The organism is Parabacteroides hominis, from assembly GCF_014287585.1.
GTDB lineage: Bacteria > Bacteroidota > Bacteroidia > Bacteroidales > Tannerellaceae > Parabacteroides > Parabacteroides hominis.
Genome location: NZ_JACOOJ010000007.1, coordinates 143113 through 163459, shown reverse-complemented (window position 1 = coordinate 163459; position 20347 = coordinate 143113). Strand labels below are relative to the sequence as shown.

15 protein-coding genes are annotated in these 20347 nt (G+C 46.9%); 6 read left to right on the top strand and 9 right to left on the bottom strand.

The window, feature by feature from the left end:
- Positions 1-13: 13 nt before the first annotated feature.
- Positions 14-2302: a family 78 glycoside hydrolase catalytic domain gene (locus tag H8S65_RS06270; protein ID WP_186929140.1), complete on the bottom strand. Its 2289-nt coding sequence runs from the start codon at positions 2300-2302 to the stop codon at positions 14-16.
- 89 nt (positions 2303-2391) lie between these two features.
- On the opposite strand from H8S65_RS06270, the gene H8S65_RS06265 reads away from it, so the two are divergent.
- Complete coding sequence (locus H8S65_RS06265; protein WP_186929161.1) at positions 2392-2616, top strand: hypothetical protein; 225 nt, start codon at positions 2392-2394, stop codon at positions 2614-2616.
- A gap of 2 nt (positions 2617-2618) precedes the next feature.
- Here H8S65_RS06265 and H8S65_RS06260 read toward each other — a convergent pair whose 3' ends face one another.
- Complete coding sequence (locus H8S65_RS06260; RefSeq protein WP_222616248.1) at positions 2619-3893, bottom strand: hypothetical protein; 1275 nt, start codon at positions 3891-3893, stop codon at positions 2619-2621.
- Between the two features lie 142 nt (positions 3894-4035).
- On the opposite strand from H8S65_RS06260, the gene H8S65_RS06255 reads away from it, so the two are divergent.
- From H8S65_RS06255 to H8S65_RS06245, 3 genes are all read left to right on the top strand, one after another.
- Positions 4036-6345, top strand: coding sequence for a S9 family peptidase (locus tag H8S65_RS06255; protein WP_186929139.1), 2310 nt, complete (start codon positions 4036-4038; stop codon positions 6343-6345).
- A gap of 29 nt (positions 6346-6374) precedes the next feature.
- The gene (locus H8S65_RS06250) at positions 6375-8219 is read left to right on the top strand and encodes a mechanosensitive ion channel family protein (RefSeq protein WP_186929138.1); all 1845 of its coding nucleotides are present in this window, start codon (positions 6375-6377) and stop codon (positions 8217-8219) included.
- 109 nt (positions 8220-8328) lie between these two features.
- The gene (locus H8S65_RS06245; protein WP_186929137.1) at positions 8329-8898 is read left to right on the top strand and encodes a copper resistance protein NlpE; all 570 of its coding nucleotides are present in this window, start codon (positions 8329-8331) and stop codon (positions 8896-8898) included.
- 92 nt (positions 8899-8990) lie between these two features.
- On the opposite strand, the gene H8S65_RS06240 is transcribed toward H8S65_RS06245, so the two are convergent.
- Positions 8991-10208: a C1 family peptidase gene (locus H8S65_RS06240; protein ID WP_186929136.1), complete on the bottom strand. Its 1218-nt coding sequence runs from the start codon at positions 10206-10208 to the stop codon at positions 8991-8993.
- Positions 10209-10395: 187 nt separating this feature from the next.
- On the opposite strand from H8S65_RS06240, the gene proC reads away from it, so the two are divergent.
- Positions 10396-11202, top strand: a complete 807-nt coding sequence (gene proC, locus H8S65_RS06235) for a pyrroline-5-carboxylate reductase (RefSeq protein WP_186929135.1) — start codon at positions 10396-10398, stop codon at positions 11200-11202.
- Between the two features lie 57 nt (positions 11203-11259).
- Here proC and H8S65_RS06230 read toward each other — a convergent pair whose 3' ends face one another.
- Positions 11260-12438: a proline dehydrogenase family protein gene (locus H8S65_RS06230; protein WP_186929134.1), complete on the bottom strand. Its 1179-nt coding sequence runs from the start codon at positions 12436-12438 to the stop codon at positions 11260-11262.
- 144 nt (positions 12439-12582) lie between these two features.
- Positions 12583-14214, bottom strand: a complete 1632-nt coding sequence (gene pruA, locus H8S65_RS06225; protein WP_186929133.1) for an L-glutamate gamma-semialdehyde dehydrogenase — start codon at positions 14212-14214, stop codon at positions 12583-12585.
- Between the two features lie 197 nt (positions 14215-14411).
- Here pruA and H8S65_RS06220 point away from each other — a divergent pair, with 197 nt between their 5' ends.
- Entirely contained in the window at positions 14412-14600 is a 189-nt protein-coding gene (locus tag H8S65_RS06220; RefSeq protein WP_005637036.1) for a ferredoxin, read from the top strand.
- Positions 14601-14616: 16 nt separating this feature from the next.
- Here H8S65_RS06220 and H8S65_RS06215 read toward each other — a convergent pair whose 3' ends face one another.
- The 4 genes from H8S65_RS06215 to H8S65_RS06200 form a co-directional block, all read right to left on the bottom strand.
- Positions 14617-15927 (bottom strand): ATP-binding protein, encoded by a 1311-nt coding sequence (locus H8S65_RS06215; protein WP_186929132.1) that lies wholly within the window; start codon positions 15925-15927, stop codon positions 14617-14619.
- A 5-nt stretch (positions 15928-15932) separates the two neighbouring features.
- The gene (locus tag H8S65_RS06210; RefSeq protein WP_255489049.1) at positions 15933-16376 is read right to left on the bottom strand and encodes an eCIS core domain-containing protein; all 444 of its coding nucleotides are present in this window, start codon (positions 16374-16376) and stop codon (positions 15933-15935) included.
- Between the two features lie 87 nt (positions 16377-16463).
- Complete coding sequence (locus tag H8S65_RS20915) at positions 16464-17942, bottom strand: contractile injection system tape measure protein (protein ID WP_255489051.1); 1479 nt, start codon at positions 17940-17942, stop codon at positions 16464-16466.
- Positions 17943-17964: 22 nt separating this feature from the next.
- Entirely contained in the window at positions 17965-20337 is a 2373-nt protein-coding gene (locus tag H8S65_RS06200; protein WP_186929130.1) for a hypothetical protein, read from the bottom strand.
- Between the last annotated feature and the right edge of the window lie 10 nt (positions 20338-20347).

Below are 20347 nucleotides of genomic sequence, written 5' to 3'. Positions count from 1 at the left end.
ACAAACGGGACGGTCAATTCACCACAAAGGTATAGCTGCCGGAACCGATCTTCCCGGCATAGAGGAATGGCTCGCCCTTCACGCGGGAGACTTTCACCGGAGTGCCGTTATTCGTTACGGTGTATTTGCCGGACGGGAGCGGGAGATACACTTCGGCATCCATATTGGCAGGGATCGTCACCTTCAGGGTATAGGCATCCGCCTTATTCTCCACCTCCATGCGGATCGCGCCCCGGATCGTCGGAATCGTTGCCTCCGCCCATTCGAGCGAAGCAAGCTGCGGTTTGATGCGGGCAGTACCGAAACCTGGCGTAAGAGGCTCCACTCCCATCAGGCGACGCGGGATGATATTGGCAGGAGCCGCTCCCCAGGCATGGTTCCAGTCCTGGTTCGGTTTGTACTTGTTGTCCCAGGCTTCGAGCGAGATAGTCGAACCGACGCGGATCATATTATACCAACTGCGGTCGTCCGTCTTGGTCAGCATACGCAAGGCATATTCGGCATCATTCGCTTCATAGAGGGCATCCATCAGGAATTGAGAGCCGTAGACACTGCAAGCCATCCCGCGGGTTTGGATAAAATCGACGACATTTTGCTTCTTTCCGGCCGGAACCAGGTCGAACGCCAACGGGAACATATTGCCATGCAGGGAAGCATGGTCGGTATCGGCAGCAAGGCCATCCGTGAAACAACCCTTGCGGGCATTGAAGAACGAACGGATGAACCGTTTTTTGAAAGCGTCCGATTCGGAAGCATAGAAAGCGGCATCATCCTGCTTTCCCAATGCACCGGCAATATCTTCCATCTGCTTCAAAGCCTCGTAATGCCAGGCGTTCGTCACCACATTATAATCGGTAAAGGCAAATCCGTCGTCTTCTCCCCCTTGCTTCTTCCCCAAACCGAGTATTCCTGTATGCGGCCAGTCCACGATATCCCGTATCTGTCCCTTAAAACGGATCGAACGAAGGAAATCGTCCGTCTGCAATCCGGTCGTCGTGCTGATCAGCCCGTTCTTCTCGCGGAGAGCCATCAGGACGCGTGGTTTGAGCAATTCGTAGCTGGATTCGAGCGAACGGTTATCGCCTGTGTACTGATAATCGTACCAGGCAATCGACAATGCCTGCAAGATCCATTCGGTCGGCCATGTCGGATGTTGCAGCAGGTATTCATGCGAGCGGCGGGCAATCGCATATTCGCGGTCCACCCCATAATGGCAAAGCTGGTTGATCAGGGCATCCGCCTCATAAGGAATACGTTCGCGGTCGCCATCTACATAAATGCCTAAGAACGAAGTGGCCCGGACGGAATACTTGCAGAGATCCCAGACCTGATTCAAAATATCGTTGGAAGAACGGAAAGAAGAGGCCGTCTCGTCAAACGGATAATGCACCGTCTCGCGGACAACCGATGCAGGCGTGAGAGGCGCCTCATATCCTTCGATCTCGCAGTAGCGGAAAGGGACGACTTCGCCCACATAGGCTGGCATCAACACGGCAGCAGATCCGGTATTCCGTTTATCCTTTCCGATTTTGATCCGGTATGTGTTCGTTCCCTTCAGCAAAGCTAAAGGATAGCGGTGGTAACGGATTGTCGACTTGCCCGGATCGCGCAGGATGCGTCCGTCTTCGAGACATTCCCCTAAATGCACGACCACCGAATCGCGCGTGCCATCGGATGTTAACGTCAGCACCAACTGCCCGAAAGCATCTTTGCCGAAATCGACAAGACGCGTGCCGGGGCGGATTTCCTTTATCCCGGCCGGAAACTCCATCGTCTTCACCTGCGGGTAGTAAGCCGTTTCATATTCGGACAGGCGGTCGGCGGTGCGGAAAGCCTTCACTTCGGACCATTCGCTTTCTCCTTCGGTGTTGGTCACCGTCTTTACCCGCCAGAAATAGGACTTACCCGGCTTCAAGGCTTCGCCGGCGTAACGGACGGCTACGGACCGGTCGCTCCCGACCACCCCGCTGTCCCACAGGTTGCCTCTCCCGGAAGCGGCATCCTCGCGGTTGTCGGCCACGATCACGCGGTAAGCGGTCTGTCGCGTTCCCCCGGTTTCGCCGGGTACTATCCAGGAAAAGGCGGGATGCGTCGAGCGGATAGCGGCATATTGCAATGGTTCGATCGCCTCGTCGAGTTGCCAGACCGGCAGGTTCGACGCGTAGCCGTTCTGCCACGTCTGCCCGGTATGTTCGACGAGGTCGGTCATCAGCCCGGAGGGTTTCTTATCGGTAGCCTGCAGGCCAAAAGCCGAAAAGGCAAAGGAGACTAACAGGGTAAAGCGGTTCAGTAATGTACTCATGGTATTTTTCTTTTTTTGTGATTCGGGGATAAAGATAGAATGAGCAAGAGATTCATCCCTTCATATATCTGACATTTTTCTTTTGAAAAATGCACAAAAAAACGGAGTTTTGTACAGCTCCATCCCATACTCCGACCACGTACACTTTATTTCAGAACCTGATCACCCACTGGAACACCCGTATCGACCACTACCGCGTCAGCGTCTCCCAACGTCTCGGAGCCGGAAAGGGTGGCAGCACAGGTAAGGGCGACAATACGCCGACACCCACTCCTCCGTTAGGCGACGAGGAGGGAAGACCGGGGGAATTGTAGGATTATCTACACGCTTTTCTTGAAGCATTTATGGCCAGAAGGACCATCCGCTGCACGGAAGTGGCGGATTTTTCTTCTTTTTGTGCAATCTCGTAGATGCTTTCTCCTTTTAGGAAAGAAGAGACGATGCGACGGGTTTTCTCGCCGCGGACAGAAGCAACCAGTTCCTCCGTTATTTTTTCATACAAATGGTTCATACTGTTCAGAGAGCGGATGATGAAGAGGACCTGTTCATTCTTTTCGATCTCGGCGTAGAGTTGGCGTTGGACTTCGACATTTTCATTCATCAACCGGCCTTTCTGCCTGTCCATCTCGGCCAACTCGCTCTGCAACCATTTCTCTTCGCGTTTCAACGACTTCATCTTTTCCTTCAACCGACTTTCCCGCTGGTCGTATTTGAATTGCAGGCTCCTCAGCTTCTCAAAGTCATCCATTATTTTTTCACTGCCCTTGCTCTTCAGTTTCACTTCACATTTTTTCAGATAGTGGTACTGGGCCATGACTGATTTCCGGTTCCTTACCAAATATTTGAATTGGGGGTACATTTTTTCTACCGTTTCTTTTTCACTTTCCAGCTTCAATTCTTCTTTCTTCAGCCTCCGTTGAGCCCTCTCAGCGTTTTTACGCTTCACATCAAGCATTTCGTCCATGCGCTTGGCTTCCTCACGCATATTTACCAGGTTAGCCTTTTCTTCCCTGAACAACCTCGCCATAACCTCCAAACTGGGCTCGGTAAATTCGAATGTGGCCTGGAACGCGTTTTCGAGTTCCCTGACAATGCCGAGCACAGTGTTGAAAACATCATTTTCGCCTTCATGCAAGGAGCGGTAGACAGCAAGCCGTCTCTTAAGATGAATATTCATCCGGGAAGAAATCCTATTCTTTATTTTCAACAGGCGAATAGCCATCTCCTTTTTTTCCGACTCCTTCTTCAACAAGGATAATTCATTCTGCAACGATTCTATTTCCCGGCAGAGAGACTCCTTCGTTTTCTTTCCTTTTTTTCTCTGGCTTTCATATTGTTCTTTTATGCTCTCCAACTCTTTGTTTCTATCGAGGAGTTCCGAATGCTTCCGGCAATAATCTTCATTTTTTGCCTTTTCTTCATTATATGCCTTTTCCAAGTCTTTATATCTTCTTTTCCAGTCATCACACGTTTCAACCAGGGGATCTGCGCTTTGGCCCTTCGATTCCTGATTCTGGAGAAGCCTCTTGCCCTCATCCGAAGCAGGTTCGTGCTTTCCTCCTAATATTTTGTTCATTATCTTTCCAAACATAACAGCCGTTTTTTATTTTTCCACTAAAAGTTTTGCAATTTAACGATTTCTAAAAAAACGTCCATTTACTTTTTCATTTCTTTTGTTCATCTCACAAAACATTCCGTTCTTTGCAGGCAGCTAATTATTAAAACTAATATATATGAAACTAAACAAACTCATTCTTCCGGTAGCGTGCATCCTGCTGGCCGGAAACGTAAGCTTGGCACAGGTAATCATGCCGTGGGAAAACCGGACGGAGACGGACGGCGATCCGTTTACACAGAGCGAAGCGACCGCGGCAAAGGGCAAATTCCACCTCGAAGATGTCATCGGAGGACGGCTGGTGCAGACAAAAGGGATCGGCGCCATGACGTGGATGAAGGATGGCGAACGCTACAGCCGGATGGAACCGAACGCCGGGACCGGCGGCATGGACATTGTCGCCTACCGCGCCAAAGATAACCGACGGGAAGTCATCATTCCCTCCTCCATGTTTATCGACAAAGAGACTGGAAAACCGATTGCCATCCGCAGCATCTCCTGGAGCGCCGACAACGGGAAGGTTTTGATCTATAACAATACGAAACGGGTATGGCGTTACGACACGCGGGGCGACTACTGGGTGTTGACTCTGAAAGACGGGACTTTGCGCCAGTTAGGGAAGGGATTGCCCGAATCGTCGATGATGTTTGCCAAATTCTCGCCTGACGGGACACGCGTGGCTTTCGTCTCGAATAATAATATATATGTAGAAGATGTTGCCTCCGGCCAGATCACGCAGCTGACGCATGACGGGAGCCAGACGATCGTGAACGGTACATTCGATTGGGTATATGAAGAAGAATTCGCCTGCCGCGACGGTTTCCGCTGGAGCCCGGACGGACAGTATATCGCCTACTGGCAGAGCGACACGAAAGGGACGGGTGTGTTCGACATCATCAATAACGTGGATTCCATCTACCCGACGATCCTGCATTTCCCATATCCGAAGGCAGGTTGCACGAACTCGGCGGTCAAGGTCGGCTATCTTCCGGCAGCCGGGGGAGCGACCACCTGGATCGGGATTCCGGGTGATCCGCGCAACAACTACATTCCCCGCATGGAGTTTATCCCCGGAAGCAACGAACTGTTTATCCAGCAAATGAACCGTCCGCAGAATACGAACAAAGTCTGGATCGCCCGCATCGGCAGTGCTACGCCTCAAAATATCTTCACCGACACCGATGCGGCATGGCTGGACACGAACGACAATATCCAATGGCTGAAGGATAACACCTGGTTCACTTGGGAGAGCGAACGCGACGGATGGCGCCACCTCTATCGCATCAGCCGGGACGGAAAAGAAATCATTCCTATCACGAAGGGTAACTTCGATTATATCTCGCCGGTAGGGACGGACCTTCAGAAGGGATTGGTGTATTTTATCGCTTCACCGGAAAACTATACCCAACGTTACCTCTATAGCGCCGAGCTTTTCGGAGGAGGAGAAGTGAAACGCCTCAGTCCGGCGGACCAGCCGGGACAGCATCGTTATAATATGTCGCCTACCGGGAAATGGGCAGTCCACACCTATAGCAATGCGGCGACTCCTTCAGTGATCGACATGGTTTCCTTCCCCAAACATCAATCCGTACGGGTGATAGAGGACAATGCAAAAGCACGCGAACAATATGCCGCGCTGGGACTGAACCCGAAAGAGTTCGTCAAAGTGACCTCCGGCGACCTCGAACTGGATGCCTGGATGATCAAACCGGTCAATTTCGATCCGGCAAAGAAATACCCCGTTATCATAGAGGTCTATGGCGAACCGGCGAGTTCGACCGTACAGGACGTATGGGGCGGTGGCGACCTCTGGAACCAGTATGTCGCCAACCTCGGATATATCGTGGTCAGCATCGACAACCGGGGAGCCAATACGCCGCGCGGCCGTGAATGGCGCAAATGCATCTACGGCGAAGTCGGCACATTCGCATCCGAAGACCAGGCACGAGGCATCCAGGATATGGCACGCCGTTACCCGTTTATCGACGCGGACCGTATCGGCATTACCGGATGGAGCGGTGGCGGAAGCCAGACGCTGAACTCCATGTTCCGCTATCCGGAAGTCTTCCACACGGGTATCGCCATCGCTTTCGTTGCCGACCAGCGTACCTACGACACGATCTACCAGGAACGGTATATGAACACGCCGCAGAACAACCCGGAAGGTTACCGCAAAGGTTCTCCGATCACATACGCATCCGGCCTGAAAGGGAACCTGCTCCTGATACACGGGACGGGCGACGACAACGTCCATTATCAGAACTGCGAGATGCTGGTCGACGAGCTGGTGAAACATGGCAAGATGTTCAGCCAGGTCAGCTACCCGATGCGCAGCCACGGCATTTACGAACGTCCGGGCACGACCTTGCACTTGCGGATGACGATGGCTAAATACTGGCTGGACCACCTGCCCGCCGGTGGTAAATGATGAAACAGGATACCTAACAGATGTTCGACATGAAACAATTACCGGTTTATTTCCTGATCTTTATCGGGATATTTGCCACCAGTTTCCAGGCTAAGGCTCAATTGATCGAGAAAGCGGAACAACTGATCCAGACTGCGATCAGCGAGCCTCAGCCCGATTCTCTTCCGGTTGCCGCTGCCGACACGCTGACCGTCGAAGAACGGCACAGGCAGGATTCGATCCGCATCCAGGAGATGGCACTCCAGTTGCAGGAGATGAAGCTGAACGAGATCGTTCTCCGCACGGAACTTGACGATGTCCGTAACCTGAACCAGACGACCGACTCGCTGAAAAGAGCCGAACAACGCCGCAGCATCGATTCGTTGCGTGCGCTCACTCCGGGTGTCCCCGTCCTGGTGGGCGGCGACACGCTGTTCACGCTCTATGCAAAGAGAGGCGGGCATTCTGCCCTCGACCGTGCGGATATGATCAACGATATCCTGATGAAGATCGGCAAGGACAGAAGCCTGCACCGTGACTCCGTCCACACGCTGGAAAGCGAATACTACATAGATATCATGTACGGTAACAAGGTAATCGTCAGCATCACCGACCAGGATGCGCTCTGGCAAGGCACGTCACGGCGGGAACTGGCCGAACAGTATGCGCCTATCCTGGCCGCCAAGATCAAGGACCTGAAAGAGGAACACAGTTTGTTGCAGGTAGCCAAGCGGGCGGCTTTGTTCATGCTGGTGCTGGCGGTACAATACCTGCTGTTCCGGTTGACGAATATCCTGTTCCGCAAGCTGCGCCGACAGATCATACGTTTCAAGCAGCAACGGCTGAAACCGATCATCATCCGCGACTACGAGTTCCTGAACACGCATCGGCAGGGACGGATACTGATCTTCTTCAGCAACCTCCTGCGGTACATCGTGCTGCTGATACAGTTGATGTTCAGCGTCCCGATGCTGTTCGCCATCTTCCCGCAGACGGAAAAGCTGGCGCTGAAAATCTTCCTCTATATCATGGAACCGATCAAGATGGTGCTGAAGTCGATCGTGGAATACATACCGAACCTGTTCATTATCCTGGTGATCTGGTATTGTATCAAGTATATCATCAAAGGCATCCAGTATATCGCCAATGAGATCGAGAATGAGAAACTGAAGATCACCGGGTTCTATCCGGATTGGGCGCAGCCGACATTCAATATCATCCGCTTTCTGCTCTATGCTTTCATGATCGCGATGATTTATCCCTATCTGCCGGGCTCTAATTCCGGCGTGTTTCAGGGGATTTCGGTATTTGTCGGCCTGATTATCTCGCTCGGTTCCAGTACGGTGATCGGGAATATCATTGCCGGGCTTGTCATCACTTATATGCGTCCCTTCAAGCTCGGCGACCGCATCAAGTTGAACGATACGACCGGTAACGTGATCGAGAAGACTCCTTTCGTCACCCGCTTGCGTACTCCCAAAAACGAAGTCGTGACGATACCGAATGCTTTTATCATGTCGTCCCATACGGTCAACTACAGTGCTTCGGCACGCCAGTTCGGGCTGATCATCCATACCACGGTCACGATCGGCTACGATGTCCCCTGGCGGCAGGTTCACCAACTGCTGATCAACGCGGCACGCAACACACCCGGAGTCCTGAAACATCCGAAACCGTTTGTCCTGGAAACTGAACTTCAGGATTACTATCCTTGTTATCAAATCAATGCTTACATTAAAGATGCCGACCAACTGGCGCAAATCACTTCCGATTTACACCAAAACATCCAGGACATCTTTAACGAGGCAGGCGTAGAGATCATGTCGCCACACTACTTTGCCGGACGTGACGGAAGCGCCATCACGATCCCGGAAGACTACCTGAAAAGTAAATAAAAGTTCTTTTTATCTGAAATAGTTAAAAAGGCCCTCTGCAAAAACAAAATGCAGGGGTTTTTTTGTTATATCTCCAAAAGTCACTAAATCTCTAAATAAAAAGCACAAAATGAAAAAGTATTTTATCGCAGTAGCAGCACTGGCATTTTTGGCTGCATGTAGCGGGAAGGCAGCAAAAGACGCTCCCGTGTTAGTTGAAGAAGAAAGTATTGCCGTCGCCGAAGCAGCTCCTGACGCTCCTTCTTTGCCGGAGTTGCCGGTAGTTAAGGCTAAACCGGCAAAGCCGATCAATATGCGCGACTCTTTGAAGCTGGACCCGAAAAAGGGAGCAGTCGTACAGAAAAAATATAAGGGAACTATTCCGGCAGCCGACGGTCCCGGTATCGTCTACGACCTGACTTTGTTCTATCAGCAAGATAGTAACGACGGTGTTTACGAACTGGATGCCACTTACCTGGAAGCCGAAAACGGCAAAGACCAGACATTTACTTCCACCGGTAAACGCTTGGTGAAAAAAGGAACTCCCTCCGATGCAAGCGCAGTCGTATATGAACTGATTCCGAGTGATGGCAGCATGGTATTTTATTTCCAGGCAGAAGGGGATAGCCTGACAATGTTGAATCAGGACTTACAAAAAGCCGCCTCCGACCTTAATTATACGCTAAAACTCGTACAATAATTGATACATCTTCACAGCACATCTTTGTATAAATAGAAAAGAGGCACTCCGATTTCCACCGGAGGCCTCTTTTTTAATTCTTAATTCTTAATTTACTTGATTCCCAACTTAGCTTTGATTGCTTTAGGAAGCGCATCTTTGTGAACAACGATGTTCATGGTTTTGTAGCGGACGAATGCTTTGGATGCATACCAAACGCCTTCGTACTTATTGGAAGTACCCCAAGAGTTCTTTACCATGTAGTATTCGTTGCCTTCCTGGTCTTTAGCGATACCATAGATTTGCATGCCGTGGTCATCAGTCGTTTCGTAGTTGTCATAAGCCAACTGACGTTCTTCCTGCGTGCACCATTTCTGCGGTTGAGGCTTTGTATTCAGTTTCTTTTCTTCCGGTTTCAATTTCAACCAATGGGCCATATCGGAACCGCTCAGTTCCTGAACCTTGTCATTGTCAGGCATAACGGCTACACCGTCACGTGTAAAGCCGGATTCGCTCACGTCAGAACCCCAGGCAATCGTATAGCCGGTATTGATAGCATTGTCGAACACATCCATCAATTCGTCGATAGGCAAGTTGTAAGACATCCCATGACGCCAGTTATCCTGTACTTCGATCGGAAATTGAGTATAGAACGGACGATGCGTATAAGAAGTCAGGGACACATAGTCGGAAGGATTCAAACCGGTAGACTTATAGAAAGACTGCGGAGTATATTCTTTGCCTTTATAAGTAAACTTCTCAGGAGCCTTGCCTAAATAAATTTCATGAACGGCAGCAACCGCTTTTTTCCACAACATGGCGTTATTTTCGTCTGACTGCAATTTACGCAGTTTGCCTTTGGCTACAGCTGCTACCATTGCATCCGTAAGGGCGGAAAGCTCGGTATGGTTGCTCAATGTATCGCCATACATCACACCCGGACGCATTTCTTCTTCCGGAACCAGGCCGAAAGCCTCCATTCCGTAAATCACGTCATAGAAAGAACCGCCTTGCGAGAAGGAAACATCTCCGTGGGTACGCACAGCTGCATCTGCACGATCCAGATAAGTGTTGTAAACCGTAAACATTTCGGATAAATCATATTCACCCTTTCCCATACGGAGCAATTCCGATTCCAGGAATGCCATTGTAGAATAACACCAACAAGTTCCGGCGCGATTCTGGTTCTTAATCGAAGTGATCGGATTCTCCTTTACTGTCGTAAAAACAAACCCTTCTTCATTTTCTTTCTTCTCTGATTCTTGTGCATGGATTGTTGCAGACATCGTCATGGCGAACAGCATACCAACCGCAATAATTGTCTTTTTCATGTAAATCTATTTATATTATGTTATTAGATTAATTTTGAAGGGCAAAGATACTGTTTTAATTGGCAACAGACAAAACAATGGACAACAGACAATGGATTATTGACAATTATTTTGACAAAATGTCAACGTCCCGTTGTCAATTTAAGTAGTATCTTTGCCCGACATAATAACTGTAACATAAGAAAACATGAAGATCACAATTATCGGTGCCGGAAATATCGGCGGTGCCATAGCACGGGGATTAGCAAAAGGTCATATGTTTAAAGCATCCGACATCACTTGCACGGCACAATCAGAAGCGACTCTGGAAAAGATGAGGAATACAAATCCTGATTTTGTCCTGTCTCTGGACAATGTAGAAGCGGTCAAAGGTGCCGACATTATCGTCATTGCCGTAAAACCCTGGCGTGTGGAGGAAATTATCGACCAGATCAAAGGTGTACTCGACTACGACAAACAGATAATCGTTTCCGTTGCCGCAGGTATCACATTCGATCTGTTGAACACCTATCTGACTAAAAATACAGGGTTCGACGATTGCCTGGCTACCCCGACTATTTTCCGTATCATGCCGAATACGGCGATCGAAGTGCTTAGCAGCATGACTTTCGTAGCTGCCCGTAATGCTTCTAAGGAGCAAACGGACTTAATCATTAATATCTTCAACGAATTGGGTAATGCAATGTTGGTCGAGGAACGACTGATGTCTGCCGGAACGGCCCTGGCTTCCAGCGGGATTGCATTCGCCCTGCGCTATATCCGCGCTGCCATCGAAGGCGGTGTTGAATTAGGTTTTTACCCGAAACAGGCACAGGAAATCGTAGTCCACACGGTGAAAGGAGCTGTCGACCTCTTACTGGAAAACAAAAGCAATCCTGAAATGGAAATCGATAAGGTAACAACTCCGGGAGGTATCACCATCAAGGGCCTGAACGAAATGGAACTCTCCGGCTTCACCTCTTCCGTTATTCGGGGGTTGAAGGCAAGCAAATGATGATTTATCCGTTACTTTTGGCTTGATCCAAAAGTAACGGATAAAGTTCAAATCCGATCAGAAAGCACGGGCCGCTTTCCGGCGATCCAATTCTGCTTTCAGCATACGAAGTTCACGGCTGGTTTGTCCGGCAACCGAAGTGTTTTCCTCGGCACGGCGGATCAGATATGGCAATACATCCCGCACTTTTGCATACGGCACATATTTAGTTACGTTATACCCTTCATGGGCCAGGTTGAAAGAGATATTGTCGCTCATCCCCAACAACTGGGCGAAGAAGATACGGGAATCATCGCGCTTCAAGCCTTTTTCATCTATCAGCTTGGCTAATTTATAGTTGCTCTCTTCATTATGCGTCCCCATAAACATTTCGAAATGATCGAGATGATCCATTGTGAAACGGACAGCTTCGTCAAAGTTCTCGTCCGTCGCCTGTTTGTCCTTACAGATCGGATCGGGATATCCCAAAGCGGCTGCCCTGGCACGCTCGGCTTCCATATAGGCACCACGTACGAATTTCACACCGGCAATATATCCTTTCTCTTTCGCATCATCCAAAATACGGCGTAAATACGGCATACGGTCATGACGGTACATTTGCAAGGTAGCAAATACAATCGCACGTTTTTTGTTATATCTGCGCATCGCCTCATCGGTCAAAGCGTCGAGGGCATCCTGAAAACAATAGTCTTCAGCATCCACAATCAGGCGCACGTCATTGTCGTAGGCACGCTGGCAAAAAGCCATAAAGCGTTCCTTGAATTCGCGGTAGGCTTTTACTTCTTCGATGGTCAGTTCCTCATGTTTTTCGGAAGCTTTAGCGAGAAGTTCGTCCGTTATGATAGTGGAAGGCTTGAATACGGCATAAGCCAGATTATCATTTCCCTTTGCAAAATCGATCGAACGTATGGTCTCCTCAAAAGTAGCCTGTATTCCTTCGGGTGTTTGCTCGCCTTCGGCAGAAAAGTCCAGGGTGGAACGAACATTAAACTTCCTCAGATGGTCGATCGCTTTTGAACAGTCCTGCAAAGTTTCACCTCCGACAAATTGTTTGTATAAGGTCGGCTTGACCGCCCACCCCAACGGGAAATGAATATTCAAAGCGATATTACTTGCTACACTGGCACATTTTACCAGCCACGGATACTTGATTGTGTTGAACAGCAAATAAGCATTTTTCAGCTCAGACTGCGATTTGGCAGAGAAAGCAATTTCGGTGTTATTAAAATCTAACATGGTATTTGATTATTAGTTGACAGTTAACGTATAAATAATGAGCTGGCATGACATTTTACAAAATGTGCCAATCACCAATTCATAAGAAATACTCTTTCATTGGCATATTGGCACATTCTAATTATCGGCTCATTATTAAATTAATTACTTTTCTCCAAGAAACGGATAACCATAGCTTGTCGGTGGAACTAATGTTTCTTTGATACAACGGGCATTTGTCCAGCGAATCAAGTTCAACGGTCCTCCTGCCTTATCGTTCGTACCCGAAGCACGCGAGCCGCCAAACGGCTGCTGGGCAATAACGGCTCCTGTCGGTTTGTCGTTAATATAGAAGTTACCCGCTGCATAACGCAATTTATTAAATGCCATATCGATGGCATAACGATCGCGTGCAAAAATAGAACCGGTCAAACCGTACGGAGATGTGCGGTCGCAGAGTTCGAGTGTTTCTTCATATTTATTATCATCATATACATAAATCGTGATAACCGGACCGAAGATTTCTTCCACCATACTCTTGAACATCGGATCCGTAGTCTGTATAACAGTCGGTTCAACAAAATAACCAACGGACTTATCACCATTTCCACCGAAAACGATTTCTGCATCAGGAGACTGTTTTGCATAATTGATATAACTCATGATGTTGTCGAACGAAGCTTCATCGATAACCGCATTGACAAAGTTCGTGAAGTCCTGAACATCTCCCATTTTGATTTCTTTCAGCATATCGCCGACATAATCCTTCACTTCTTTCCAGAGTGAAGCAGGGATATAAGCACGTGAACCTGCCGAACATTTCTGTCCCTGGTATTCAAACGCACCACGTACAATAGCTGTTGCAACATCCAAAGCCGGAGCAGAAGGATGAACGAAGATAAAGTTCTTACCGCCTGTTTCACCGACAATCTTCGGATAAGATTTATAATGTCCTAAGTTCTCACCGATCTGACGCCAAAGAGTATTAAATGTGGAAGTGGAACCTGTGAAATGGAAACCACCTAAATCACGACTGGCCGTTACGACTTTGCCGATCACGCTTCCCTGCCCCGGAATGAAGTTGACAACTCCGTCAGGCAAACCGGCTTCCTGGAATACCTTCATCAGGAAATAGTTAGAGTGGATAGCAGTTGTCGACGGTTTCCAGACTGCCACATTTCCCATCATAGCAGGCGCCATATTCAAATTAGAGGCAATAGAGGTAAAGTTGAACGGCGTGAGCGAAAACACGAAACCTTCCAAAGCACGGTATTCCATCCGGTTCAGGATGCCTGTTTCCGAATAAGGCTGGTCGGCATATACCTGACTGGCATAGAAAGTACTGAAACGAAGGAAGTCGATCAATTCGCAAGGAGCATCGATTTCTGCCTGGAACGGATTCTTACTTTGTCCCAGCATGACAGATGCATTCAATATATAACGATATTTGGTGGAAAGCAATTCAGCTACACGTAACATGACGGAAGCACGTTCCACCCAGGGAAGTTCGGACCATTCCTTGTGCGCCTTCATGGCAGCATCGATAGCCATCTGCACTTCTTTCTCTCCGGCCTTATGATAAGTTGCCAATACATGATGGTGGTCATGAGGCATCACGACTTTGCCGGTATTGCCTGTACGGATTTCTTTACCTCCGATAACCAATGGTATATCCCATTCTTCTGAAGAAAGCTGTGCAAGAGCCTTTTTCAAGGATGATTTTTCACTCGAACCGGGAGCGTATGCTTTTACCGGCTCATTAATAGGTTTGGGGAAACTAAAAATTGCGTTGTCCATAGTATCTCTTAAATTTATTAAGTGTTCAATGACTGATTATTTCAGCGCTGTAAACATAATCAATAATTTTTTAAAATAAGAGACTGAAGCGTTAAATTAAATTTAAATCAAAATGTCAGGATATTCTCGTTCAGCATCAACAATTCAAGCCGCAGAGCTGTTATCTTAACATATTAATCATCTTAAATGTAAAGAATATGGCAATAAAGAGTGTTTGGATAGAAGAAGATTGTATCGCTTGCGGTACATGCGAAGGTATTTGTCCGGAAGTATTTCAGGTTACAGACCGCTCACGTGTAAATGAAGGTGTAAACTTCAACGATTATGAAGAAGGAATAAAGGAGGCTGCCGAAAGTTGCCCGGTCAGCGTTATCAAATACGATTAACAAACAGAGGGAGATTTCAATGTCTCCCTTCTTTATATAATTCCCGCTGGACGGATTGCTTCAGCAAATCTCCGTCAAGCTGATGTTTCCCTATGGCAAGCATGCGCAGAGCGCAACTTCGTATGACATTGGAAATGGATCCTCCGGAAAGTTCATGCCGGGAAATTTCCCTGATCAGATCACCCCTTCTTTCAGGCGGCAACCAGCTTGGCGGAAGCATATTCTCCCACAAGACATTTCTCTTTTCCTGATCGGGCATCGGGAAATAAATTTCAGACTGGAAACGGCGTGAAAAGGCTTCGTCTATATTGGAAATCAGGTTCGTTGCCAACAGAACTGTTCCGGGAAAGTCCTCAATCCGTTGCAGCAGATAGGCGATTTCCTGATTGGCATGGCGATCATTGGAAGAATCGGTTGAAGTACGTTTACCGAACAATGCGTCTGCCTCATCAAAAAACAGGATCCAGTTACGGTTCTCTGCCAAATCGAACACACGTGCCAGGTTTTTCTCGGTTTCCCCGATATATTTCGACACAAGCATGGAAAGATCCACACGGTAAACATCCATATGGTTCCGTTTTCCGATCAGAGTAGCAGCCAGTGTTTTGCCCGTCCCCGGAGGACCGTAAAAAAGACTTCTGTATCCGGCTTTCAGGAAACGTTTTAAATTCCAGGACTCCATAATGGTCTCATGTCCTGTAATCCAGGTATTGATTTCTTCTATTTCCATCAATACCCGATAGTCGAGAACCAGATCTTCCCAATCCAAAGAGGTCGTGATCCGTTTTGCCGGAAAGTTCACATTATAATCCGGCTTATACTCTTTATTCCATAGAACCTTACTGAGTACCTCATCGGATACCCGTAACTGTCCACTCAAAAAAGGCTCTCCTTCTCCTTTTCCTTCCAGAAAAAGTATATTACGGCTACAAAACCAATGTTCACGCCCGAATAAAGAGATAATATGCTTTCTTTTTCCCAGATTATCACCGGCCAGAATAAAAGAGGCCGTTTCACCGGTAGGCAGAAATCCACCGTGGGAAAGCCCTTTCCAACCGCCGAATTCAGTATAAGGACGGTCGAAATTCTTATTATTGACAAAAAAAATATCCAACGCCTGGGGACAAAGATGAGGCATGAGCGCCAGCATCAGCACCACCTTTTCTTCAAAAGATATTTGCTGTTCCGGCACACCGGTAATTTCCTCCAGTATTTTTCCGGACGGCTCACCGATTTCCTGCAAAGAGGCAAAATCACCTCCTTGCTGAAAATAGATTCGGATCGCTGCATCCAGAATTTGCTGAAACCAGGTTAACAGTTGCTCCATATCGCTTATCTGACAGCCCGACTGCCTAAAACATCTGCTTCATGTTCCAAATTTTCATTATTATTGACAGGCATTCCTGCTATTTCGGTAGTCGGTTGAACACGTCCTTCGGATTGCTGAATCACATGGGTCAATTCATGGCCCAACAGTTGCTGGCCGGCTGAAGTATCGGGCTTAAACTGCCCCGGAGCAAAATGGATATCCGATCCTTGCGTATAGGCCAAAGCGCCGACTTCCGGAGCTTTCGATGAATCCGGATGAATCCGTACAGAAGAAAAGTCCGTTTCAAACGATTCTTCCATCCGCTGTTTAACGGCATCCGGCATTCCTGTTTTATTCTCGAACTTTCCCTGGATCAAATCGTCTTCTTCCTCATCATCCAAGGACTGACACTGAATCGTGTCTTTCACCTTTGCCTGCAACAAGGCTGCGTCCCGGTTATCTTCCATTTGCATGGCATTTGACACTGCCGTTGATTGCCGTACATGGGAAACCGGCTCTGTTTGTCTAATTCTTTCCGTTCTCATATTTTAATTTCATCTCCATTTGACTTGTATAGCTTTAGGCATAAAAGGATATTTCACCATCGAGTAGCTCCAGGGAATCGAAGGCATTAACACATCCACAGCCCTTTCTTCCACTGTTAATGTCCAATATTGATCTTCTTCCACTAACTTTCCACGCCGACGTACAAATGTTTCACAAAATCCCCTGTAAGATGTATTTTTCATTTTACTCCAATTTTGCAAAATTGCCTGTTGTAATGAAAGCACTGTATCTTTTTCTTCCTCACTCAGCTCAAGACTTCGAGGCAACGGAGAGGAAAGCGGATATCCGGTCAGCAGTTTATTCAAGGATAAATCAATTTCTGAAAATTCCTTGCCTTCCGATACGATATACTGCAAGACAAATATGGCACGTCGCTGAAATTCTTCGTTTCTAAATGAAGATCTATCATCTGTTAAATACCCCAACACACTAAAAAGCCGGGGCAGAAACGGATTGAACAACACCAAGCCGGCATTCGCCACCTCCAAACTCACACTGTTACCCAGTTCCATAATTTCATTTATTTTGATTGTTAATAAACTATTTTCCTTCTCTGGAATTTGTTTTTCTTTTAAGTATTCCGATATTTCGATACAAGGTAAATCACTAACTGCATCGACTACCGGTTCGTCCAACTTTACCTCTTTCCTGATATCCGTCAAAATCAGAAAAAGTTCCGGTAGGAGGCTTTGTCCTTCCGACAATACTTTCACTTGACTCGATAAAAGATCTATCAAAGATAGCAAATGAATATTATATTTTCTGGACAAACCTGATATTGTTTGCCATACAAATTGCTTCCGATTAAAATAGCCTCTGTTCGGATAGAGCAAATAGGCAAAAACAAGATTCCGGACCACATCTCGAAAATCCTGTTGCCCTATTTCCGAATGGCCGGTGCGCGAATATAAAGATGTGAGCACACGCGAATAATTATTAATAAAATTGCCTTCTATCGGTTCAAGCAAAAGAATGACCGATTCCAGCATCTTATCGGATAGCTGCGTGACCAATCTTTGCCGGATCATCTCATTCACTCCGAACGAACGAATCAAATCACATAAAGGATCGGCATCAGTCTGTAACAATAGCTCTACCAAGCATTGAAAATCACTCAGTCCGCTTTCCGTTTCCCAATGAAAATAACCATGTTGCAAATAAAAAGCCAATGTCTCCAATTTGCTTTTACTGGCCGGAATAATCTGCAATTGCCGGGAATAAGCTTTCGGGTCCGATATAAATGCAGAAAAGAGGCTCTGAAGTTGTTCGGTCAGACGTTTAGGAAAAAGGTCATAAAATTCTGCCTCTTCCATCTTCCCTAAATCAATGATCAACGATTCTAACCGGATAATCTCGCCGGAAGTATCAAAACGTGACAGCACACGGTCAGTCGTAGTCTCAAAAGCAACCCGGCAAAAAGAATCCCAATTCCCATATAAGGCACGGGCGAAAGGTTCACCCTCCATATAAAACTCAAATGATACTTTATTAATCGTTATCATCCTGATTCCTTAACTTTATTAAAAGAGCCACCAACCGGGCCGATAGCCGATTTGCCACCTGATCGGATGAAGCAGATAAGGCTTCACGCCAAGCGAAATAAATTCGTTCAAACAAAGCCGTCTGTTCAGGTCGAAGCCATAAAAAACGGATCTCCAAATGGATCGGAAGCCGATCAAGCACCAACGACTCCATTTGTTTACGGAACAACGGATCTGCCATACGCAACGAGCCGCCGGCAAAAACTACACTAAGGGCAAAATCCAAAGGAAGCTCATCCGACCGGCTCAGGAAATCATCCTCCTCCGACACTTCCTCTGCGTCGAAATCATCCTCTTCTTCCTGCACGGCTGAATCAGGTCGGATCGGGCGCAATAACAAATGTTCGACAACATAAAACGTTTCGCTTTTCCGGTTCAGCATAAACAAGAAACTAATCAGGCTGTTTGTAATCCGAGTCAGCTTCTCTTCCGTATTAAAACGGCCCAAACATATCCAGTCCCGCTTTTCTTCATGAAAGAAAAGAAGCAAATGGGAACCTGCACCCGGTATATAAAAACGTTTGAAATTATCTTTTTTACACGCACCTTGCAAAAAGCTTTCAAAAAGGAATCCATGCCTTAAAAAAGGAATTTCTTCTCTTAATTCCGAATAATCCTGATCCGACCAAGGTTGTGTACGGACTTGGATATCCTGAAGTTCATCTCTTGCAAACCCGCGTCTCTCCGGCATTATCAGATGATAATCTATCAGCCATCCCAACTTACTTAAAAAAGTCGTATCATTCAATACGCTTACATTATAGCTTGCATACAAATTGGCAGTCGGATGCCCCGGAACTCCGGCAAAGCCCAGCAATGAATAGATATATTTTTCGATTCCACTCCGTCCCTTTGCTGAAATATCATATAAGTTAATACCTTTAAAGCGATCACGCCCCCATTCCGGAATATTTCTCAGGAAATCGGTTCGCCGGCCGATCATCTGTTCGGGAGTCTCATCATAATAATTAAAACCAGCCAGGAAAGCCGGGTTACTATCCTCTCCGTACAACTTGTCCAAGACATCCAGCCATTTATTTTTTTCTCCTTCAAGCGTACGTTTTCGAACTGCGTTATGTGCCGCTCTAATTTCTTTATCTACCAATACGTTCCATTTTAATAAAGGATCATTCGACAGATCGGGATTTTCATCTGCCGGCAAGGACCTATTCAACGTCATCCAATCCGGAAGTTCCTCCAATTCCTTTAATCCTTTGGCAAAAAGCAAATCGAACACCAGCAGATAAGCTTTCAACTGGTTTGCCTGCGCTTTTCTGAGAACCGGTTCATGGGGAGCAACGCCCCATTTATTAATGCCGTAACAATTCGGAAAGTCGTTCTGTACACTATAATAAGTATAAATATCACGATTTTTTCCTGTTGGCAACAGATTATCGTCATCAGCAACTACAAGGGGGTGATGTTTTCTATTTAAACTAATCCGGTATTGATAAAACAGCCGTGATACGACCTCCATGTCCGCCTGAACCCGTATTCCTCCTTTTATCAAAGCGATCTTTACCTCTTTCATCTTTTTAGGAAAACGGACGGTTGCATGCCGGTTACAAATTTCAGGTTCCGCTACTAACTTCAAAGAATAAATACATTTAACTTCCGGCAAATTCATTACCCGTTCATACAACCTGGATGTAAAGTAAGCCGAATTGGACATTTGTTGCAGACTCTTTTCACTGGAGAACAATTTGTTCCCTTCTATATAAATAGAAGCGAGCAAAGCAGAAGCATCCGCCTGTATATCAATTTCCAGTTCGGCTTCAATATCCAGTTGCTGCCAATCTACAAAGTCGATCCGGTTCAACGATTCGCATAAATTCCGGTTAGCATGAAACAGTGCTTTCACTCTATTCCGCACATATCTCTGCCGGATACTGTTATTACTCCACAGATTTAATTGTATTCTGATGTCATATAATCCGTTACAGGAATACGGATCAGTCAAATCCGCTTTATGTCTATCTATTTGTACATCTTCTATATCATCAAACTCTTCAAAAATAAGCCTGCGATAATCGTCTATAGTGACGGGAGATACGGAAAATACCTGTGACGACCTGAAAAGTCCATGTGCGTCCGGATTAAAGCGTCCGGTTATAGTTGTCAGATAATCTTCCAGATTAAAAGATAGTTGATAATCCAACTCCCAAAGAACATAATTCAACAAATCCAGAATTGTCACACCCGGATCGTGCTCATTATAGTCTGTCCAAATTTGACCAGACAGTTGCTGAACAATCTTCAACGCATTTTCCTGAAGAATGTTGTACAATTCCTCTTCCTGTTTTTTCAGAGTTATAGACATAAACGGTTCT

Bases quoted from the DNA above. Each gene is read 5' to 3' on its own strand.
- H8S65_RS06270 (WP_186929140.1), bottom strand. From the start codon at position 2,302: ATGAGTACATTACTGAACCGCTTTACCCTGTTAGTCTCCTTTGCCTTT.
- H8S65_RS06265 (WP_186929161.1), top strand. From the start codon at position 2,392: ATGCACAAAAAAACGGAGTTTTGTACAGCTCCATCCCATACTCCGACC.
- H8S65_RS06260 (WP_222616248.1), bottom strand. From the start codon at position 3,893: ATGTTTGGAAAGATAATGAACAAAATATTAGGAGGAAAGCACGAACCT.
- H8S65_RS06255 (WP_186929139.1), top strand. From the start codon at position 4,036: ATGAAACTAAACAAACTCATTCTTCCGGTAGCGTGCATCCTGCTGGCC.
- H8S65_RS06250 (WP_186929138.1), top strand. From the start codon at position 6,375: ATGAAACAATTACCGGTTTATTTCCTGATCTTTATCGGGATATTTGCC.
- H8S65_RS06245 (WP_186929137.1), top strand. From the start codon at position 8,329: ATGAAAAAGTATTTTATCGCAGTAGCAGCACTGGCATTTTTGGCTGCA.
- H8S65_RS06240 (WP_186929136.1), bottom strand. From the start codon at position 10,208: ATGAAAAAGACAATTATTGCGGTTGGTATGCTGTTCGCCATGACGATG.
- proC (WP_186929135.1), top strand. From the start codon at position 10,396: ATGAAGATCACAATTATCGGTGCCGGAAATATCGGCGGTGCCATAGCA.
- H8S65_RS06230 (WP_186929134.1), bottom strand. From the start codon at position 12,438: ATGTTAGATTTTAATAACACCGAAATTGCTTTCTCTGCCAAATCGCAG.
- pruA (WP_186929133.1), bottom strand. From the start codon at position 14,214: ATGGACAACGCAATTTTTAGTTTCCCCAAACCTATTAATGAGCCGGTA.
- H8S65_RS06220 (WP_005637036.1), top strand. From the start codon at position 14,412: ATGGCAATAAAGAGTGTTTGGATAGAAGAAGATTGTATCGCTTGCGGT.
- H8S65_RS06215 (WP_186929132.1), bottom strand. From the start codon at position 15,927: ATGGAGCAACTGTTAACCTGGTTTCAGCAAATTCTGGATGCAGCGATC.
- H8S65_RS06210 (WP_255489049.1), bottom strand. From the start codon at position 16,376: ATGGAAGATAACCGGGACGCAGCCTTGTTGCAGGCAAAGGTGAAAGAC.
- H8S65_RS20915 (WP_255489051.1), bottom strand. From the start codon at position 17,942: ATGGAGGGTGAACCTTTCGCCCGTGCCTTATATGGGAATTGGGATTCT.
- H8S65_RS06200 (WP_186929130.1), bottom strand. From the start codon at position 20,337: ATGTCTATAACTCTGAAAAAACAGGAAGAGGAATTGTACAACATTCTT.